Below are 18,126 nucleotides of genomic sequence, written 5' to 3'. Positions count from 1 at the left end.
CGGGAAACTTGCGCCAGACCTAACTCTGCCGTCCCCATCGGGGAATACCTGCGATCGTTCGGTAAAACTCCAACGTTACCGTTGCCGTGTCGTTGCCAAAAGTAACCACCTTCAGGTTAGAAATTTCCCGTGCCAGGTCTTTAACCGGACGTTCCTGTCGAAAGGTACGAATTGCCTCCATGCCATAAAGATTTTCCGTAGCCCCAAACCGTACCACCTCTGGCGAGTCCCAAAACAGCGCATCCAATGTAGCCAGGTCATTCTCACAGAGGGCTGTTTCGTAGGTCAGGTACAACTGGGTCAACTCAGCCACCAAGGCAGGGTTATTCACTGGGCTCATGGCAGGGACACCTGATCGGGTTCAGCTTCAAAAATATAGTGATAATCAAACACTAAAGCATGGGGATGACGAATGATCGAAAAGCCAAAATTGGTGGTTACTTCAGTGGTGAAGGTAGCCATTGCCAGTTCTACCAACTTTTTCTCGCTCATCACAGGTTGCTTGACAAAATAATCACGACGAGCGAAAAATAAATGTTCATCCTTCGGAACAATAATCTGATTAATCCGGTGAGCGTGCTGGATTGGTTTGATATAAGTCTGGATAAATTCATCCTGGTTGCGTTGTAAACGATATAGTCGTTCGTGCTGATACCAACTCATACGGAACATCATTTTGATCAGCTCAAAGCCCAAAATGTAATAGAAGACATGGTTCCGCTCTTCCGTACTCATCACCAGTCGCAATGCAGATTCCAGGTAAAGGTCAGGCTGAATACGCATGTCCTGGGCGGAGTGAATATAGAATTGACGAATGTATTGCCTGAGGGAACTGGTGTTGAGATTGGTGGTCAGTCTAAATTTTTTGAGATAAGAGTTCACTTTTTGCTGCGTGTCCCGGTCTTCCAAAACCTTACACACCAGACCATCTGCTGTATAGTCATCTAAAAATTTAGCCCGCATTTCGGGTGAAGCCGCGACAATGAGATGACACAACGACAACACATACCGACGCTCAGCCCAGGGTAAACTCTCTGCCCACTCTCTAGCCTTGGGAGGCAACTTGAACAGCAGGTTTTCAGAAAGAGTCAAGTCTTGTAATGGAAAAAGGAACTCTGCAGGCTTTTGCATAAGTAGAAAATCACTCAGGTTGAATCGCGCTAACCCTTTTGTATCAGTGTTCCCCAGCGATCGCTGGGAGAATCAATCAGGATCGTTGTCCACAGCGCTTCGTGCTTCCTGCGATCAATTGATTTAGACGGAATTCACCCGGTAGATGGGGCGGTTCTTGCTACCTGTGAGTGAATTCTGGAGGCCAAATTGTTCTTTACAGTAGAGGTATTAGACCTTTACCCAATCACGTAAACCTATGGCACCTTCCGATAGAGAGTCCTCTCCCGATCCTGTGCGCGATGCGATCGCCGCTGCGATGCGAGCTTCTCAAACAATCGCCGATCACCTGAAGCAAACCGCGATCGTAGTGGATGATATGGTAGCCCCTAAACTCTATCGGTTTGTCGAGCAAGGAACAGAAACGATCGGTCGGGTCGTCACCCCCTTTGCCGAAAATCCGCGATCGTTAAATTTGCCACGAAGGTGCCTGTGCTCAACTGGTTGATGGCCGCAATGGGACAGGTGGATACAGTACGAGTACAACAGGATGTGGATAACCTGCGGCGACAGTATCCTGCAGAAACCGAGAACCAGTTGGCCCACCGTGTTATGGTTGATACCTCCTGGAAAGCGGCGGGTGTTGGTTTAGCGACGAACCTGATTCCACCTCTGGCTTTGAGTTTGTTTGCTGTAGATATGGGCGCGATCGCCGTCCTGCAAGCAGAAATGCTCTACCGGATCGCTGCTATCTATGGCTTCCCTCCTACCGATTCCACTCGTCGAGGTGAAGTTCTAGCCCTCTGGGGATTATCAACTGGAAGTTCTGGCTTAATGAAATCGGGACTGAGTGCTTTAGAAGTGATTCCCGCTGTGGGAACCGCCATTGGAGTCAGCAGCGATGCGGGACTGCTATACGGTTTGGGACATCTGGCCTGTCGCTTTTACGAGGAAAAACGCAAGGCGGTTAAAAGGAATTCCTAAAAATCCTTCTGCATTGTACGATCGCACTTATCGCAAACAACGCATTACTTGGTGGTGCAGAAAACTCCTGAAACCCCTATAAATCAAGGATTCTCACCGAGACAGCGATCTTGAGTTTTATCGGGCGAACGAACGAGGGCAAGGGGTTTCAGGCGCTGTTTTGGTCGTTCAGGTTATCCATCATGAGACTCAAAAAAGTTTTCTGCACCACTCAGCAACGCATTATTCCTAGCACCGTCTAATGCAGCCGAACGATCGCTCGGCTGACTAGAATAGACATTGACTTGCATGGGGTGGGATGGCCTGATTGTGGGATGGTGAATGTTGGCTGGCGATCGTCGTTGCGGTTTCTGTTGCTGTGTTGCTTGTGTTGCCTTTTGACCGTCAGTTGCAGCCGCTCCACCCCCAATGCCGCTGCTCCATCTCGCACCAGTCGGATCGTTTTGGGAACTGCTGCCCCTACTGTGAGTACTCTAGATCCCGCTGATGCCTACAGCATTTTTTCTGGAAACTTACTTTACAACCTGGGCGATCGGCTCTACAGCTATAAACTCGGCACCAGCGAACTGCAACCCCAACTGGCAACCGCCCTACCCAAAGTGAGTGCCGATGGGTTGACCTACACTATTCCCCTGCGTCAGGGTGTAGTGTTCCATGACGGAACAAAATTTGATGCGAAAGCGATGGAGTTCTCCCTGCAACGGTTCATCAACAATGGGGGATCACCAGCCTTTCTGCTCTCCGATTTGGTGAAATCCATCCAGGCAACAGGCGAGTACGAGCTAACTATTCAACTGAAAAAGCCCTTTGCCGCCTTTCCCTCACTGCTGGCTTTTTCCGGTTTGTGTCCCGTTTCTCCCAAGGCGTATGAGATTAAAGAAGGTTCCTTCAAACCCGATACCATAATCAGCACTGGCCCTTATAAACTGGTGAAGTACGGCACCGATCAAATTCGTCTGGATACCTTTGAGCAATACTGGGGCACTAAACCTGTCAACCAGGGCATTGATATTCAGTTCTTCTCCAGTTCCGCTAATTTGTTCAATGCCTTTCGTACAGGAGCGATCGACCTCGCCTACCAGAACTTGGCCGTTGATCAAATCCGCACACTTCAGGAAGGAGCCACAGCCCAAAAGTGGCAAGCAATCGCTCAAGCAGGCAGCAGTATAGATTATGTCACGATCAATCTCAAGTCGCCACCGTTGGATAAGTTAGCAGTGCGGCAGGCGATCGCAGCGATGATGGATCGTCCGTTGCTGGAAGAGCGCGTGTTTCGGGGACAAATTCAACCCCTATACAGTCTGATTCCTGCCACCTTGAACATGAAAGATCCGGTCTTTCAAGCTTATGGAGACGGCAACGCAACCAAGGCCAGGGAGTTATTGACGCAAGCAGGCTACTCTGAAACTAAACCGTTGAAAGTGGAGTTCTGGTATCGATCGAATGTGGTAAACGATCAGTGGGCTGCCCTGACGCTCAAAGCCTTGATTAAAAAGAGGCTAGGCAATTTAATGCAACTAGATCTAAAAAGTATCGAATCCACCACAGCTTATAAGAATCTGGATAAGGGAGTCTATCCCATGTTTCTACTCGATTGGACTCCCGATTTCTTAGATGCTGACAACTACATCCAGCCGTTTATGGAATGCTCGAAGGGATCAGTAAAAACTGGATGTGAAGCAGGTTCCAGCTTTTTGCAGGGATCGTTTTATTACAGCGATCGAGCCAATCAACTGATCGACCAGAGCCGCAAAGAACTCAATCCTGATATTCGCAAACAACTGTTTACGGAATTACAAGCGCTATTGGGTCAGGATGTTCCTTTCATTCCCCTCTGGCAAAGCAAAGACTATCTGTTTGCTCAAAAATGGATTCAAGGAGCAAGTCTGCAAATCACTCAAAAAGTTCCCTTCTGGACTCTACAAAAATAAAATTATTGCTCCTGTCCTTGTATGAGAAGCTCGCGAAGCTGACCCAACAGACGGGAGGACAGGGCTTCCTAGATCATTTGCGGCTAATTTATGACTATACCGCAGATGACAAAAATAATTGAAGGAATATTTTAATGAGTTAAGGTCACAAAAGAGAGATGGAGCTAAGCGGATTCGAACCGCTGACCCCTTCAATGCCATTGAAGTGCGCTACCAACTGCGCTATAGCCCCTTAAGCATTTTTTATCATGCCTTGCGATCGTCAATCCGTCAAGTCATCGAATTTTGGATTTTAGATTTTGGATTTTGGGTTGCTTTACACGCTAGAGTTTTGGGTAATGCTACTTTCAACCTGATGCTATGGCTGAACCTCCTCAAGAGACTTTTGGATCTGATGCCTCCTCTCCTCAAGGAGACGAACAGATGGGTCAACTGATTCAGAAGCTGCGACGCAAAGAAGGCACCTGGGTGGAATGGGGACAGGCGTGCCAGATATTACAAAAAGCGGGATATAGCCCCCAAACCATTTTTGAAGATACGGGGTTTGAGCCAATTCAGCAAAATCAGGTGATCGTGGGTGCACAGGTGTATCAGAGTATTGTGGCCGCGGGAGCTGATGCGGCTACTCTGGCTCACTTTGAGCGGAAGGGCAGCGACGTGTTGTATGAATTGCGAATTCTCACCCATGCCGAACGGGCAGCGGTGGCTGAACTGGCCGTCCAAAAAGGCTTAGACATGGATGAGGCACGGGAGGTCGCCAAGGCTGTGAAGGAGCTATCCCGCTTGAGTCAGCCCCCCGTAGGATTTACGACTCACCCCGGTGACGCGATCGCCTATCAGATGTGGAAACTGGCGCAACAGAAGTCTGATTTGCAGGAGCGATCGCGCTTGATTGCCAAAGGCTTGCGGTTTGCCCACAGTGGTACGGCTCGCAACCAGATTGAGCAACTGCTCACCGACTTTAGCGTGACACCGACCAAGCCCGCTCCCCGCTTGCCCGTCTATCGCCTGGATGCGGAGGAACAACTACCGCGAGTGATTCCTGTCGTGGGCCAATTTCCTCTGACTTTAGAGGATCTTCAGGCCGTCCCCTTGATTGAGCCAACCGAACCGTTCGGTCTGGTGCAATTTGCCGGAGCCTGTGCCTGGGTTGCTGTACCCGGTTGGCAGGTGGTGCGTTTAGCCGAAGACCCGATCGCCCTGCTCAGTACCAGCAATGGTCTACCGACTTCCTTACCTGGCCCTCCGGAACCTGTACTGGTGATCATCGATCGGGCAGCACGCACCTGGGACGAGCACAGTTATTTTCTCACCGCTCACGACGGTCAACTGCAGTTGCAATGGTTTGCCGATACACCCGAAACTTCCCTTCTGGGGCGCTTAATTCTGGTCATGAAGCCGAAAAAAGTGCTGGATGAGGACTACACCAAAGATCCCTGGCAGATGGATGAATAGGCTACGAATGACAGTTTCAATCGCAACGGTAGCGCTGATAGGGAATACCAATTCGGTAATAGTGGGCTGGATCAATGAAACATTGATGAGTAGATCCTCCTCGATCCTGCAAAGTTAATTGATGGTGATAACCACTCCGCTTCAAACCGGGGCTGATAACCCAGAGATTGAGCGGAAAAGTCAGGGGATGCTCCAGACGGGATAGGGTTTGCCAGACCAACTCATAGCCCTGATTTTGCACCATCAGTGCGAAGTAAGTTTTTGGCGATCGCAAAGATGGGTTTCCCATTTCCTGGTGCAGTCCCAGAGCAAAACTCAGTCCCATGGCCACATCCTGATAATCGCTATAAGCCATCGTCACTAGAGTCGGCAGATGGGGTGCCACAGACCGCATATCCTGCGCAATTCGCTCTGGATTGTACGGCTTCTGAAACACCAGATTCGCACCTACACAGAGACTGCTGACCGTCCCCACTACCACCACCACCCAGATTGCCTGACGATTCATCAACGCGATCGCCCCCGAAAACCACCCCCTAATCCCTAATCCCCGATCCCTAATCCCCGATCTCTTCACAGGTTGCAGCAAACTCGCTCCCACCAACGCGATCAGAGCCGGAAAGTAAGTGAAGCTATAGCGGGGAATTGCCGTCAGGTCTTTGCCCAGGAAGTAAACGATCGCCAGAAACTGCAGCACTACTATGGCAATAAAGAGTAGCAACATCCAGGTGGCCAGATGGGTTTCCGGCAGTTGCCAGAGCCGCCGAATTCCCTGTACCACTCGTCTGCCCAGCCAGAGGCTGAAGACCACCATCAGCAGCACCGAAACCAGTGCAATCCACCAGGGTTGCTGTTCAACGGGCAAGGCAATCACCATCAACACCCAACTGATGGGAAGCTGGTACAGGGGGGCGATCGCATGGCTCCAATGAAACGCATAAGATTTCAACCAATCTGTTTCCGGGCGGCGCAGGTGGTTAAGAAAGGTAGGCAACCAGGGAAGGTAGGTCAGGCAAACCGTGGTAATGGCCAGGAGGGGGGGGAGAAGTTTTAAGTTTTGAGTTTTAAGTTCTAAGTTCTGAGGTTTGGAGTTTGGAGTTTGGAGTTTGGAGTTTGGATGGCGAGTGTTTTGTTTTCTGATCAATGTCCAGCAGGCGACTCCGAGGACAACGATTTGGGCGATAAAGGCAAGCAGGAAAAAATAATGGACATAGAAGCCGAGACTGTTGACGGCAATCCAGCCTAGCCAGATGGTAGGTCTGAAGGACTGGTGTTGTAAATCCAGCAGCAGATGGTATAAACCCAGGAGGGCCAGAATCACCAGGAGGATGGGCAGGGTGTAATGGCGGGCTTCCTGAGAGAGATAGACGGCAAAGGGAGAGACTGCCATGAGAGCAGCTCCCAGCAGTCCGGCTCTAGGGAAAAAGGCCACGCGGTTGAGCAGGTAGATCGCCGCGATCGCTCCAACGCCTCCCAGGGCAGGCAAGGCTCTCAGCTTCCAGACCCATGAGACAGGCCAACCATCGACCCAACTCATCCAGGTGTGCATCCAGCAGAAGAACAGGGGTGGATGAACGGATTGGGTAGTGACCGTGGCAACAATTTGGGGACAGGTGGTCTGGGGATTCAAACGGAAGAGTTGCTCAAAGGTGGCCAGGGGTAATGCCTGATTCAGGGGCACCTGATCATAGGTATGGCCCAGGCTGAAGAGGGCTGTAATCACTTCATCCATCCAGAGCGGTTTGAAGTCGAGATGCCAGAAGCGCAACCCACCTCCCAGCACCAAAATGCCAACCAGCAACCAACCCTGTCGAGATCCCTGCATTTCCTTTACAGTCCAAAATCGGAAGTCCAAAATCCAAGATAGTACGGTTTAACAGTCTTCCGAGACTACATCACTCAGATAGGAGGTTCTAAATTCTGCAGTGGCATCAGAGTTAATCTCATCGAGCGCCTTGACGATAAGAATATAAATTTACTTCGCTTGAATCTAAATTAAACCTTGTCCAAGTCCAGAATCGTAGTTTCTCTTATGGGAAAACTCCTGTTCTCTAGCTGGACTTGGTTTAAGTAAATCGCTGACTATAGCCTAGAGTTTTAAGAAGATGTTAACGAGAGTAGGATCTGTGTCAAAATCATCACCCATGCCGAAGCTTTCCCTATGCTATGAATTGGTGCGTGAACAATCCATATTTGACCAGTCAAGATCAAGGGTGCTTTGAACGTGGTCGAGTCCCATATTCTCACCGTTTGGTCAACGCTGCCATTGACTAAAACGTTGCCGTCTTTAGTCAATGCGACAGATAAGACTGTATCTGTATGACCCAACAACGTGCGTTTGAGCTTGTCAAAGTCAGGTCTTGAGTCACATTTCCAGATCCGAATCGTATTTCTGCACTGCCACTGGCTAGAGTCTTACCATCTGCACTGACTGCGATCGCATAAATGATGCTATCGTGTACGAGGGAAGCTAGCTTTGAAAAAGGTATCTAAAAATGATTTTTTATGTAAATCCCATCTGGGTATGGAGTTGCTTACTCCAGCGCCAGCCATCCACTTGCCATCAGAACTGACTACGACGGACAGAACAATATCAGGCTGTGCCCAGGTATAAAGTGCATTCCCTGTCCTTAAATCCCAAAGCACAATGGTTCTATCGTCACTACCACTGATAACCGTTTGACCATCAGGACTAATCGCGATCGAATTGACCAGGCTCGTGTGATGTTTGAGGGTATGGACTTTATCCAGGCTCCCTCACTATCACTGGGTGACGGTGTTGAATCATCAGTGGGGAATAAGTCAGAGTTTTGCAGGAATAATTTTCTTCTCTCCAGTTCCTCTTTAATCTTTGATATTTCAGATCCTGCTTCAAGGAGTAGGAATTCCCGTTTTAGTTTATCTTCACGCAAGAACGCTTCTAACTCCAATTCTAGAAGTTCTTGTATATATGCCTCCCGCCAGGAAATCTTGTCTTCCATACGGGCAAAGACCTGAGCATACGATTCTTTGGAACCGCGATCGAGCATTTTCGCAGCACCATAAAGTCCCAATCCAACGACACCACCGAAGACAGGCATTGGCCTTAACCCAAGGCCAAAAGTGCCAAATTGCCACGCTATTCCTACTCCGCCAAAAGTAGTATAAAACCCAGCGCCACAGAATGCTCCAACCCCAGCCGCACCTAAAGCTGCTGGATCTCTTTCGCTTAAGGCTAACAAGCACCAGAGATTGCAAAGCCTGTAACTGCTCCAGCACCAGCTAATATAGGCAATCCTAAAGCAGCACCTCCGAATGACCCGACTACTCCTATGGTTCCAACAGTATTGGAAATTGATGCTCCTGCTACCCCTCCTAAAACCGGGAGGATGGCTCTGTTTTCAAAATTCGGTGACATGTCACATAAAAAGTCTAATTTTTCTTGCTATCTCGATTTGCCTAAAATGCATCGCGTTCAGCTTGCGCTTTGATCAGCTCTTGATGCCTTACTTCCTCTAAGTTTGCTTTCAATCTGTCTGAAATAGCCTGGGTAACATCCTGTTTGCCTGGACTTGGGGACTTCCAAGAGTCAAGAACTGTTTTAAGCGCCAGACCCGTTACAGCACCAGCAGCAACCACAGGAGCCGCTCCAATTGCAATGGCACCAAAACCACCAGCTAAACCCATTCCTCCGATCATAGATGAAGCTACACCACCAACGACAGCACCTCCAGCAGCATAGGCAGCGGCTTCTATTGGCTTATTCCCGTCTGTTTCAGACATATTTTGTTTCTCTCAATAAATGTCTTGTGAGCTATTCCCTATCTCAACACCAGTGAGAGGAAAACAGGAAGCCTTTACAGAAGATTTGCTTGAGTTGGCATTGATTTCAGAGATGCCGAAGCGGCGCGATCGCTAACCCATAATTCCCACCAAGCCAGGTTCTTATAGGGGTTGAGATATTCCTGGCGATCGCTTTGGAGAAAGAATTTGAGAAAATAGAGCGGTAAGATTCAGCCAGCTACAAGAACGGTAAGCAACCGATGGTGAAGTGGGATAACAGCGTTTACAATACCCTGGCGTATTCAGTGACGGATGCCGCTCGGTATTTGCGTATCCCAGCGGTGACATTGCGATCCTGGCTAAAAGACCGTTCCCATACAACAAAAAATGGTCAGCAAGCCTTCGAGCCATTGAGCCAGCGACCTGATCCAGGATTACCCCAGCTTTCCTTTACCAATCTGGTAGAAGCTCATGTTCTGCGAATTATCCGAGAAACCCACCAAGTCAAACTGGATAAGGTTCGCAAAGCGCTGAATTACATGAGCCAGTAGTTTGACACGGCTCACCCGCTCGTTATGAAACATTTCCAAACAGATGAGGTTGACCTGTTTGTAGACGAGATGAATCGACTGGTGAATGTCTCCCGCTCTGGTCAGCTTGCGATGCGGGAAACGTTGAAATACCTGCTGACCAGGGTAGAGTGGAACGTCGATATTCTGTTTATACAGGATGTACAGCTAAAGTTATTCATTGGTAGATTGGCGAGATTCGTAAGCGTGTAAACGTGCTCTCAGACGAGCAATTTCCTGGCTCATGTCCAGCACCATACCAGCACCAATCCAGTTAACGCCCAGATCCCTTCTTAAGCGAAGAACTTGAGTCAGCCGAGTAACTTCTCTAGCATGAATTTGATCCTGTTCAGCTTCAATCACATTCAGATCGGCTAATCGTCTTATCAGCGTGACGGAAATGGCAGTCATGCTGGCTACCTGTTCTATCGTATAAAGCGGTTCTTCTGCAGTCAGGTCAGAGGAAGAGAGATCGATGATGTCGTCATTCATAAAGGTAATGTCCTTCAGATTGGCGTGGGGGTTAAAGGTTCGATTGGCACGAATGGTTTCATAACTGGTGCGTTCGATCTCACTCAGGTCAGTTGCTTTGGGAGCCACGATGTTGAGCTTGACCAGTTGATCGGTTCGTTGCCCTTTGGGGAGTTTCCAGCCTTTACCCCGCAGTCTTAAGACCTGACCTGATTTCACACCGGCAGGAATTTTCATTGTTACCGGGCCATCGGGAGTGGGGACTTGCAATTCCGTTCCCAAGACCGCTTCATCAGGAGTCAGATTGACTTCGCAAGTAATGTTATTGTTATCATCCAGTTTGAAGAAAGGATGGGGAGCCAAATCGATCGTCACATAGAGATCCCCATGCGCTTTGGTGAAGGGATTCATCCGTCCCTTCCCCTTGATGCGGATACGGCTCCCCGGTTTGGCTCCTGCTGGAACGCGCACTTTGAACGGTTTTTCGCCTTCCAGTTGCAACTGCTTCACTACCCCTTGAAAGGCTTCTGCCATCGTCAGCACGATCGCCGCTTCGGTATCGGGATGAGGGGCATAACTGTGGTAGACCGAGCGATAACCATCGTCAAACTCATCCGCTTCCTCTGGATAGCCATCCGTGGTGTAGTAGCGGTAAACCCGCCGACCCTGGCGATCGCCCTGTCCATAGCGATGCAGCAGTTCATCAATAAAATCATTGAGTTCATCAATAAAATCATTGAAGTTAGTGTACTGCCCAAAGTCCTGCCCAAAGTCCGTGGTCTGTCCTTGAGGGGGACGAGTTCCGGGTGGCGGCATTCCCTCTTGGGCATATTTCCAGTACTGGCCATACTGGTCATACTTTTTCCGGTTTTCTTCGTCCGATAAAACTTCGTAGGCTTCGTTGATTTCCTTAAATTTGGCTTCTGCTGTTTTGTCATCAGGATTCAGGTCAGGATGGTGTTTGCGGGCCAGTTTACGGTATGCCTTTTTGATCGCATCCTGGCTGGCGGTTTTATCTACTCCTAGAATGGCGTAGTAGTCTTTGAAATCCTGGGTCGTGGCCATAGGTGGAGATTGGGGATCAGGGATTAGGGGTTAGGGATTAGGAATCGGGGGTTCAGTAAATAGATGAATGGGGTTTGACATCCTCCCCGCGCTGAAGCGACGGGGATTCTCAGTCTGCCCACATCAAGCGGACTCCTGTTGGGTAGGCAAACAAGCAACTGCCTCATTGTGAGGTCTCACACTGCTTAGCGCTTGCCCATTCAGGTCGGCTTGCCCAGCCGCCAAAATATTTGCACTCGCATTTTTATCTCGGTCGTGTTCAGTTCCACAGTTGAGGCATAGCACTGACCGCACTGAGAGGTCTAGCTTGCCCCACCGATAACCACAACACGAACAGATCTGGGAGGTTGGTTCCCATCGGCTGATGGTTCTCACCTCACGGTCGTGGATCATATTGGACTTTGCTTCGCACATAGTTCTGATCTGCCGCCAACCCGCCCGACTAATTGACCTGGCTAATGTGCGGTTCTTCACCATGCCCGAAATATTCAAGTCCTCCAGCACCACCACACTGTTTTCTCGCACTAACCGACACGGGTATCACGGGCTTTCACCTTTTCCCCCGTACTCAATGTGGCAAGCGTTTCCAGCCCTAAATCTACGCCGACCCCTTGGTTTTTGGGTTCAACGGCAATCGGCTGAATCTCAACCACAAAGCTTATGAAATACCGACCTGCACAGTCTTTGATGACCGTAACCGAACTGGGTTCAGAGGGTAGCGGTCTAGACCACTTGGTTTTAATTTCTCCAATCTTCGCCAGATAGACCTTTGCCGCCTTGATGGAGAATCCACCCCTACAAAACCGTGCAGACTGCTGATTTAGCTTCTTCTTGAACTGAGGAAACCCAACCCGCCTCTGCCCTTTTCGCTTGCCTTGTCGATACTCAAAGAAGTTTTTGAAAGCGACTCCCAGGTCTCGAATGGACTGCTGTAACGGGATATTGCTAACTTCTGCCAGCCATTGCCGCCCTTCAGTTTTCTTCGCCTGGGTGATACAGATTTCTTGCAACTCGGCATTGCTTGGCCACTTCTCGCCTTTTGGCGTGGACTTGATCAATGCCAGCGCATCATTCCACACGACTCTGCAACAACCGAACAGTTTTGCTAGCTCGATTTGCTGATTAGTCGCAGGATAGATTCTGTACTGGTATCGCGCTTTCATGCTGATATCATAAGTTGGTCGCACCCTCAAATGCAATGAGTTATCGCCGCGAAAATCACAGCGTTTCAGACCTCAAGGCGCACCTGATATTTGTTGCTCGGCGTTTTCAGTCCTAACAGCCGAGGGATTGCGTGTTATTCAGCAGGCTTGCGAGAGTGTTGCTGAGAAAATGAACTTTAGGGTTTTGGAGTTTAACGGAGAGGCTAACCACGTTCACTTGCTGGTGGAATATCCTCCTAAGTTGTCTATCTCTCAGATGGTGAATGCGCTCAAGGGCGTTTCCAGCAGGAAATATGGGCAGGCTGGATTACCAAAACCCTACGGGAAGAACTCTCTTTGGACTCCAGCACACTTTTCAGCATCCGTTGGTGGGGCACCCCTTGAGATCTTGAAGCAGTATATTCGGGGGCAGGAAAAGCCGCCCTAGAAGGGCGGAGCTTGTATCCCATTGTTTTTGGTCATTAAAGAGATCTGCCACGTTTGAATTGGGCGATGCCGTTGTTGAGGGCGCTTTGCAGGGGAGAGGAGAAGGTGGCGATCAGTTCTTCGGCTTTGCGGTGGGTGCGATCGTCCTGCAGGGAGTGAGGGCAGCCTGGACGGCATCGTCTTACTGGCGGAGGGTTTCGTCATCAGTCAACTCCTGTTGCAGTTCACTCCGCAGGGCATTGATCACAGCATCTGCCGTACTTCCTTCATGCCGAATCCGACTGACGGTGTGTTCAATGAAGTGAACCCGAAGTTGTTTAAAGGCGTAGGGCATAGCAATCTCCTCTTGATTGTCTTGTAACCATTGTCATCCTCCAGAGCACCCTTTTTTATTCTATGTCCACAATTTGCCAGGGTTTATTGTCTTTCTTTCCCTATGGTTTAACCAGAACTGAATAGGCAATAAAAAAAGATCCCAAAATCGGGATCTTAAACGTCAGATGTGAGGGAATCTTGTGTGAACCTAAAACGAAAAAGTTGTCCGAATCAGCCCTACCAATTGGGTGTTATTAGCTGAATTGTGTTCTGGATTAAAAGTTACGAAAAGTCCAGGCGTAATCAAAATGTTGTCTGTAATTCGATGCCGATAGAATGCCTCTAGATGGATAGAGGTATCTTTATCCCGTCGTGCACGGACATCATTTCCTGCTGCTCGTGGTGGCATCCCAACACTGATGCCCGCCAAAGCCCCTTTGCTACCCAAATCTGGAAACGCTAATGATACAAGCCAATTCCAGATGGATGCATCGCGCCCCCGATTGATACCAGACCGTGCTTCTGCATTTGTATAACCAACCCAGCCAGAAATAATGAATTTAGGACTAAAGCGATAGCTAGCAACTGCACCATAGGTATTGGTTAAAGTCGCCACATTACCAAAGGGGCACTGGGCAAGTACACTTCCGGTACTTCCCGAAACATTGACATTAGAGCCAGGGAAATAGACATTAGCGTAATGCACTCCAAACCGGAAGTCTTTACTGAGATTAAAGGTTAACTGACTGAAGGCTCCATAATTGCCATCAAATAGACCGTTCTTCTCTGCCGGATTATTAGCATTGCGGGCACGATAAGCCACAGTCAATTCGATCGCATCGGTAAGCTTATGGGCCAGTCCAAACCCTGATCCTTCCACAATCCGGTAAATGGGGCTAAATCGAGCAAACCGAGAAACTGCACCCTGTCCATCACTTTCCAGTGGATTGAGTGAAGGGGCCAGGTTCTCAGTCCCATAGCCATTTGCGATTAACCATGCGGTTGTTTTTGAGCCAATTGGAAAACGATAGAACAAGTCATCAATCCCCACACTGCTGCCACTATCACCATCAAATGATAATCGGGTCATGTTGGTGCCTGTGACGATGCGATTGAATTCTGGTACATTGCGTCCTTGCAGTCGAACACGGAGTTGATCTTTACCAGTAAAGCTAGTGTTGAAGTTAAGGCGTGCTCGATAGGCAAAAATCGTTTCAGTAGGGTCATCTGATTGTCCGATCGCATCCCCAAATGTATCAGCGATCGTGAAAATGACCTCCCCTGCCAGTTTCGTTGTAGTGGAAAACTGTTGTTTTTCCAGGGTCACTGTACGGACTTCCAAGACATCAACCCGACCCCGCAGGGCTGACAGTTTCGCTGCAAACAGTTCTTAAAGCTTCTTGACCGTTTCCAGATCTTCCTTTCTGACAAAATCTGCAGTGGCAGCGGCGATCAACTCTTGAATCTTGTCCAGGCACGCATTCAGCCCAGCAGCAAATTCATAGCGGCTAAGGGCACGATTACCTCGAAAGGTCTTGTCAGGGTAACCGACAATGCAGCCATAACGCTCTACTAGAGAGCACAGTGCCTGAAATGCCCAGTCTGTAGGGTTGACATCCGTAAATTACGAAACAGAAGTCACTTGTTCTGTCGTGTTGCGGACCTCTGCGCTGTAACGATTTAACTGCTCCAAAGTAGAAAGCGCCGCCTTTTCTGCTGTTGGCCCCACTTGTTCTGCCTTCACTGTCTCAGGCACCCAAGCTACCAGCAATAGAGGAATTACCACCAATACTCCTCGAATTCGACTATTCACAATTATTCTTATTTAAATCATCCTCACAACCAGTTCCACAGTACTAAAGTCCCCTAGACGAATCTTGTTGACTTCTCTCAAATTGAAAAACTCAAGAATCCACCAGTACTTTGAGGCATCAGTTTCACCACCAATCCCCCTCATCCCCTAGCCTTTTCCCCAACTCTAGGAGAAGGGAAGCGACCGGTTTGAAATCCCTCTCCCAAACTTGGGAGAGGGATTTAGGGTGAGGGCCAAAAGTGGACAAATTTATGCCGAACAGTACTAGCCTGCTTTGACCAAGACAATAGCATTTAGGTGCATTAAAACACAATAGCTTTTGAGAATTAATCTTAATAAGATCTCAGGATTCCACTGCCAAAAAGCTATTGCGGCAATCAACCTACTGCTTGCTCCTGGCATCAATAGCGGCACTACCGGTAGCCATTTCTATAATCAGTTCTAAAGGATTTTTACAGTCAGCCCACTTTCAGTCGTTCATTAATACAATTTTTTTCATGTCAAAGGTATTGCAATATTTATTTACATTAAGTTACAATAAGTTGCATATTATTAAGCAAAAGGAAATAACGTCATGGTTCGTGGACAGGTGATGGAAGAGGGCGGACGCGCCAATGTTTATGCAGTTGAACCCAAGATGTATGTGGATGACACTCAAAAGTTTGGCTTCAACGAATACGCGGAAAAGCTGAATGGACGGCTGGCAATGATTGGCTTCGTAGCTGTCTTGATTCTGGAAGCTGTGACCGGACATGGTGTCATTGGTTGGCTTACAAGTCTGTAAGGTCTTTCCGGCGTAGGTAGTTTGTAACTCGGTAAACCTGATGTTTTTGGAAGAAACCTAACATGAAAACTGATTTCGACTTTCCCAATAAATATCTGATTGGTCCTGTTGTATTCAGACCTGACTTTAACGCTTAGTCTGAAGTCATCAGTGCAAACCAGGGCATGGTCACTTTTTTTTACTGCAGGTCAGGAAGATAAAGTGTTCGGTTTCAACGCGGAAGCGGGTCGCTTCTTTACCAACTTGCTGCTGGCTGTAGGTGTAGCCGGAGTTCTGTGGGCATTGTTGTTTAACAGCCTGGTATAGGTGATTGACAGTCCCAGCTACTTATCTTAAGATTTCACTGAAGTCCCAGTTGGCTCTCCTTCTGGGACTTCTATTTGTGTGAATGAAAGTTATATGGACGAAAAAGCAATCGCGCTGAAGGATTGGCACTCTTTAATAAAATTAAGATTAAGCTGTCGAGTACACTGCATTTGCACTTTTCCTCAACAGGATGCAAAGTGATAGAGTGTCGAACAAAAGCTGATGAAGATTTTAATTGCTGTAGACATTACTGAGACAGGCCATCCAACGCTGGAACAGGCGTTACGTCTGCTGAATTTACAAACCGCAACGGTGCTGTTGCTCTCTGTTGAACAACCCGTGGTGACTCCTCCTACCTCTGATATGCCAGGTTTTTTTAGCGAATCACCGGAACTGTCCTGGCAAAACGAAGTTGAAATGGCAAACCTGGAGGAGGAGCGGGCGAAGACAGCCCTGGATTGGGCAGAGCGAGTCTGTCAACAAGCGGGTATTCAGTTTGTGGTTCCCCGCCTAGAAATTGGAGATCCGAAACACGTCATTTGTGAGGTTGCCAAGCAGGAAGCCGTTGATGTGATCGTGGTTGGCTCCCATCACAAAGGGATGGTCGAACGGATACTGATGGGCAGTATCAGCGATTATGTGGTGCATCATGCAGAGTGTCCCGTGCTGGTTGTCCACTAGAACTTTGCCGAGATCGCGGGTGGAGGAATTGGACGGTTGATCAGTAACATGGCATGATGAGGGACGTTGCCAGGTAATTCAACTCGGCTCCGGGTGTTCATTCAAAGGTGTTCATTCAAAGAAGATCTAGATGTTTTGCTCTCCCGCTATGCGATCTCTCGACAATCACGGATTCCTGGCTCAAACTCAACCCGCCCAGGCTGCTCCTACTTTAGTCAATCTTTCTGGGCAACACCTGATTTATATTGGTGTGGGGTTAATGGCGATCGCGATTGTGATTGTACTGGGGTTACTGAATCGCCGTTTGGATGCGGCTTTACTGTTCGCCTTATTAATCAGTGCGATCATTGTCGTACTGGTATTAGTTGCTTGATGGATATCCATGGCAATACAGTCTATTATCACGATCGCTTACGCAATTTATACCCAACTATTTGCGATCAGGTTCAAGAATAAACCACAACGGGAACTCGCTTATAAGCTGGAGTGCCGCATCGTATATCGGTTTTAGCCTTAAAAATGACATTCACTTCTGGATAAAACATCAAAGCAGATCCTGACCGCACAGCCCCATAAATAATTTCCACATTCTCCAATTTGCCTGCGTCTCCCTGCACCGTAACTCGATCGTGTTCCCGAAAACCAACTTTTTCAGCATCTGTACGATTCAGCAGAATGCAACGATGATGCGGCATTCCCCGATACTTGTCACCTATTTTGTAAACGACGGTGTTGTGCTGAGAATAGCTGCGCCCCGTGATCAACGCCAGTACCAGACTGGTGGCTGATTCGGGAATGCCAAACTCCTGGGGACTGGGTAAGCTGAGGCTCGGCAGCGGTGTGGTGAACATCATTGCTTTCCCGAACGGCGTTTTGAATTGGGGTTCAGTAATAATCCGTCCGGAGATGGTGAATTCTTCTTGGGTGTCGTCGATCGTGGCGATTTTTTCATAACCAGGAATCGTTTTAGCAATCAACTGCCTCACATAGCGGGTGTCCTGGAGTTTGCGCCAATCCACCGGATAGTCTCCCAGCAGGCGATAGGCCAGCTCGGTCAAAAACTCCACCTCGGAGATTAGCTCACCCTGCTTCGGGTGGGTCTGTCCCTCGTCATTCAGTCGCACAAAGTTGTTGCCCGATTCCACCGTCGTTTTGTGCGGATTTTCAAACCGATTCAGCACCGGAATGATGATCGTATTCGTTTTTGCCAAACCATGAAAATGGCCCGTGTTGGGTTTATTGACGCTCATCCCGCTAACGCTTCGCGTATAGCAGGAGATTCCCCGTTCAC

The 18,126-nt window shown here is 48.6% G+C and carries 22 protein-coding genes, 1 tRNA gene and 2 pseudogenes; 10 read left to right on the top strand and 15 right to left on the bottom strand.

Features of this window, described 5'->3' with window-relative positions:
- Window positions 1–19 precede the first annotated feature (19 nt).
- Window positions 20–340, bottom strand: a complete 321-nt coding sequence (locus ACUVQO_RS06505; protein ID WP_445925073.1) for an AtzH-like domain-containing protein — start codon at window positions 338–340, stop codon at window positions 20–22.
- A complete protein-coding gene (locus ACUVQO_RS06500) occupies window positions 337–1,092 on the bottom strand; it encodes a cobyrinic acid a,c-diamide synthase (protein WP_445925072.1) in 756 nt (251 codons plus the stop codon). The genes ACUVQO_RS06505 and ACUVQO_RS06500 overlap by 4 nt, the downstream gene beginning before the upstream one ends.
- A 277-nt stretch (window positions 1,093–1,369) precedes the next feature.
- Between ACUVQO_RS06500 and ACUVQO_RS06495 the strand changes: the two genes are divergently transcribed.
- The 3 genes from ACUVQO_RS06495 (at window position 1,370) to ACUVQO_RS06485 (ending at window position 4,025) form a co-directional block, all read left to right on the top strand.
- Window positions 1,370–1,618, top strand: a complete 249-nt coding sequence (locus ACUVQO_RS06495) for a hypothetical protein (RefSeq protein WP_445925071.1) — start codon at window positions 1,370–1,372, stop codon at window positions 1,616–1,618.
- Entirely contained in the window at window positions 1,603–2,094 is a 492-nt protein-coding gene (locus tag ACUVQO_RS06490; RefSeq protein WP_445925070.1) for a hypothetical protein, read from the top strand. Before ACUVQO_RS06495 ends, ACUVQO_RS06490 begins: the two co-directional genes overlap by 16 nt.
- 293 nt (window positions 2,095–2,387) lie before the next feature.
- The gene (locus ACUVQO_RS06485; RefSeq protein WP_445925069.1) at window positions 2,388–4,025 is read left to right on the top strand and encodes an ABC transporter substrate-binding protein; all 1,638 of its coding nucleotides are present in this window, start codon (window positions 2,388–2,390) and stop codon (window positions 4,023–4,025) included.
- 159 nt (window positions 4,026–4,184) lie between these two features.
- Here the strand turns inward: ACUVQO_RS06485 and ACUVQO_RS06480 are convergent.
- Window positions 4,185–4,257: transfer RNA gene (locus tag ACUVQO_RS06480), tRNA-Ala, on the bottom strand.
- A gap of 128 nt (window positions 4,258–4,385) precedes the next feature.
- Here ACUVQO_RS06480 and ACUVQO_RS06475 point away from each other — a divergent pair.
- Window positions 4,386–5,480 carry a RuBisCO accumulation factor 1 gene (locus tag ACUVQO_RS06475; protein ID WP_445925068.1) on the top strand — a complete coding sequence of 365 codons (1,095 nt, stop codon included), beginning with the start codon at window positions 4,386–4,388 and terminating at the stop codon, window positions 5,478–5,480.
- Window positions 5,481–5,496: 16 nt separating this feature from the next.
- Here ACUVQO_RS06475 and ACUVQO_RS06470 read toward each other — a convergent pair whose 3' ends face one another.
- The 5 genes from ACUVQO_RS06470 to ACUVQO_RS06450 all read right to left on the bottom strand — a co-directional run bounded on the left by ACUVQO_RS06470 (window position 5,497) and on the right by ACUVQO_RS06450 (window position 9,242).
- A complete protein-coding gene (locus ACUVQO_RS06470) occupies window positions 5,497–7,305 on the bottom strand; it encodes a glycosyltransferase family 39 protein (RefSeq protein WP_445925067.1) in 1,809 nt (602 codons plus the stop codon).
- 272 nt (window positions 7,306–7,577) lie between these two features.
- On the bottom strand, window positions 7,578–7,859 hold the full coding sequence (locus ACUVQO_RS06465) for a WD40 repeat domain-containing protein (protein WP_445925106.1): 282 nt from the start codon (window positions 7,857–7,859) through the stop codon (window positions 7,578–7,580).
- A 72-nt stretch (window positions 7,860–7,931) separates the two neighbouring features.
- Complete coding sequence (locus ACUVQO_RS06460) at window positions 7,932–8,177, bottom strand: WD40 repeat domain-containing protein (protein ID WP_445925105.1); 246 nt, start codon at window positions 8,175–8,177, stop codon at window positions 7,932–7,934.
- Entirely contained in the window at window positions 8,111–8,701 is a 591-nt protein-coding gene (locus ACUVQO_RS06455; protein ID WP_445925066.1) for a hypothetical protein, read from the bottom strand. Before ACUVQO_RS06455 ends, ACUVQO_RS06460 begins: the two co-directional genes overlap by 67 nt.
- A gap of 217 nt (window positions 8,702–8,918) precedes the next feature.
- Entirely contained in the window at window positions 8,919–9,242 is a 324-nt protein-coding gene (locus ACUVQO_RS06450) for a hypothetical protein (protein ID WP_445925065.1), read from the bottom strand.
- A 260-nt stretch (window positions 9,243–9,502) separates the two neighbouring features.
- On the opposite strand from ACUVQO_RS06450, the gene ACUVQO_RS06445 reads away from it, so the two are divergent.
- Together ACUVQO_RS06445 and ACUVQO_RS06440 are read left to right on the top strand one after the other, a co-directional pair.
- Complete coding sequence (locus ACUVQO_RS06445) at window positions 9,503–9,793, top strand: hypothetical protein (protein WP_445925064.1); 291 nt, start codon at window positions 9,503–9,505, stop codon at window positions 9,791–9,793.
- 24 nt (window positions 9,794–9,817) lie between these two features.
- Complete coding sequence (locus ACUVQO_RS06440) at window positions 9,818–10,024, top strand: hypothetical protein (protein WP_445925063.1); 207 nt, start codon at window positions 9,818–9,820, stop codon at window positions 10,022–10,024.
- Here the strand turns inward: ACUVQO_RS06440 and ACUVQO_RS06435 are convergent.
- The 3 genes from ACUVQO_RS06435 to ACUVQO_RS06425 all read right to left on the bottom strand — a co-directional run bounded on the left by ACUVQO_RS06435 (window position 9,986) and on the right by ACUVQO_RS06425 (window position 12,534).
- Window positions 9,986–11,347 (bottom strand): DnaJ C-terminal domain-containing protein, encoded by a 1,362-nt coding sequence (locus ACUVQO_RS06435; protein WP_445925062.1) that lies wholly within the window; start codon window positions 11,345–11,347, stop codon window positions 9,986–9,988. The two genes, ACUVQO_RS06440 and ACUVQO_RS06435, sit on opposite strands and share 39 nt — an antisense overlap.
- Window positions 11,348–11,470: 123 nt before the next feature.
- Complete coding sequence (locus ACUVQO_RS06430; protein ID WP_445925104.1) at window positions 11,471–11,824, bottom strand: RNA-guided endonuclease InsQ/TnpB family protein; 354 nt, start codon at window positions 11,822–11,824, stop codon at window positions 11,471–11,473.
- A gap of 47 nt (window positions 11,825–11,871) precedes the next feature.
- Window positions 11,872–12,534 (bottom strand): RNA-guided endonuclease InsQ/TnpB family protein, encoded by a 663-nt coding sequence (locus ACUVQO_RS06425; protein ID WP_445925061.1) that lies wholly within the window; start codon window positions 12,532–12,534, stop codon window positions 11,872–11,874.
- 11 nt (window positions 12,535–12,545) lie between these two features.
- Between ACUVQO_RS06425 and tnpA the strand changes: the two are divergent.
- A pseudogene (gene tnpA / locus ACUVQO_RS06420) lies at window positions 12,546–12,937 on the top strand (IS200/IS605 family transposase).
- Here tnpA and ACUVQO_RS06415 read toward each other — a convergent pair.
- From ACUVQO_RS06415 to ACUVQO_RS06405, 3 genes and pseudogenes are all read right to left on the bottom strand, one after another.
- Complete coding sequence (locus ACUVQO_RS06415; RefSeq protein WP_445925060.1) at window positions 12,934–13,140, bottom strand: hypothetical protein; 207 nt, start codon at window positions 13,138–13,140, stop codon at window positions 12,934–12,936. The pseudogene tnpA and the gene ACUVQO_RS06415 overlap by 4 nt on opposite strands.
- Window positions 13,118–13,270, bottom strand: a complete 153-nt coding sequence (locus tag ACUVQO_RS06410) for a hypothetical protein (protein WP_445925059.1) — start codon at window positions 13,268–13,270, stop codon at window positions 13,118–13,120. Before ACUVQO_RS06410 ends, ACUVQO_RS06415 begins: the two co-directional genes overlap by 23 nt.
- Before the next feature lie 189 nt (window positions 13,271–13,459).
- A pseudogene (locus ACUVQO_RS06405) lies at window positions 13,460–14,944 on the bottom strand (iron uptake porin).
- Window positions 14,945–15,638: 694 nt separating this feature from the next.
- Here ACUVQO_RS06405 and ACUVQO_RS06400 point away from each other — a divergent pair.
- The 3 genes from ACUVQO_RS06400 (at window position 15,639) to ACUVQO_RS06390 (ending at window position 17,208) form a co-directional block, all read left to right on the top strand.
- Window positions 15,639–15,848: a chlorophyll a/b-binding protein gene (locus ACUVQO_RS06400; RefSeq protein ID WP_233744289.1), complete on the top strand. Its 210-nt coding sequence runs from the start codon at window positions 15,639–15,641 to the stop codon at window positions 15,846–15,848.
- A gap of 528 nt (window positions 15,849–16,376) precedes the next feature.
- A complete protein-coding gene (locus ACUVQO_RS06395) occupies window positions 16,377–16,835 on the top strand; it encodes a universal stress protein (RefSeq protein WP_445925058.1) in 459 nt (152 codons plus the stop codon).
- A gap of 148 nt (window positions 16,836–16,983) precedes the next feature.
- Window positions 16,984–17,208, top strand: a complete 225-nt coding sequence (locus ACUVQO_RS06390) for a hypothetical protein (RefSeq protein WP_445925057.1) — start codon at window positions 16,984–16,986, stop codon at window positions 17,206–17,208.
- 73 nt (window positions 17,209–17,281) lie between these two features.
- On the opposite strand, the gene ACUVQO_RS06385 is transcribed toward ACUVQO_RS06390, so the two are convergent.
- A partial coding sequence (locus ACUVQO_RS06385; protein WP_445925056.1) for a molybdopterin dinucleotide binding domain-containing protein occupies window positions 17,282–18,126 on the bottom strand: 845 nt, incomplete at its 5' end.

The sequence above is a fragment of the Leptodesmis sp. genome, assembly GCF_052746595.1.
This window is presented reverse-complemented; position numbering and strand designations above follow the sequence as displayed.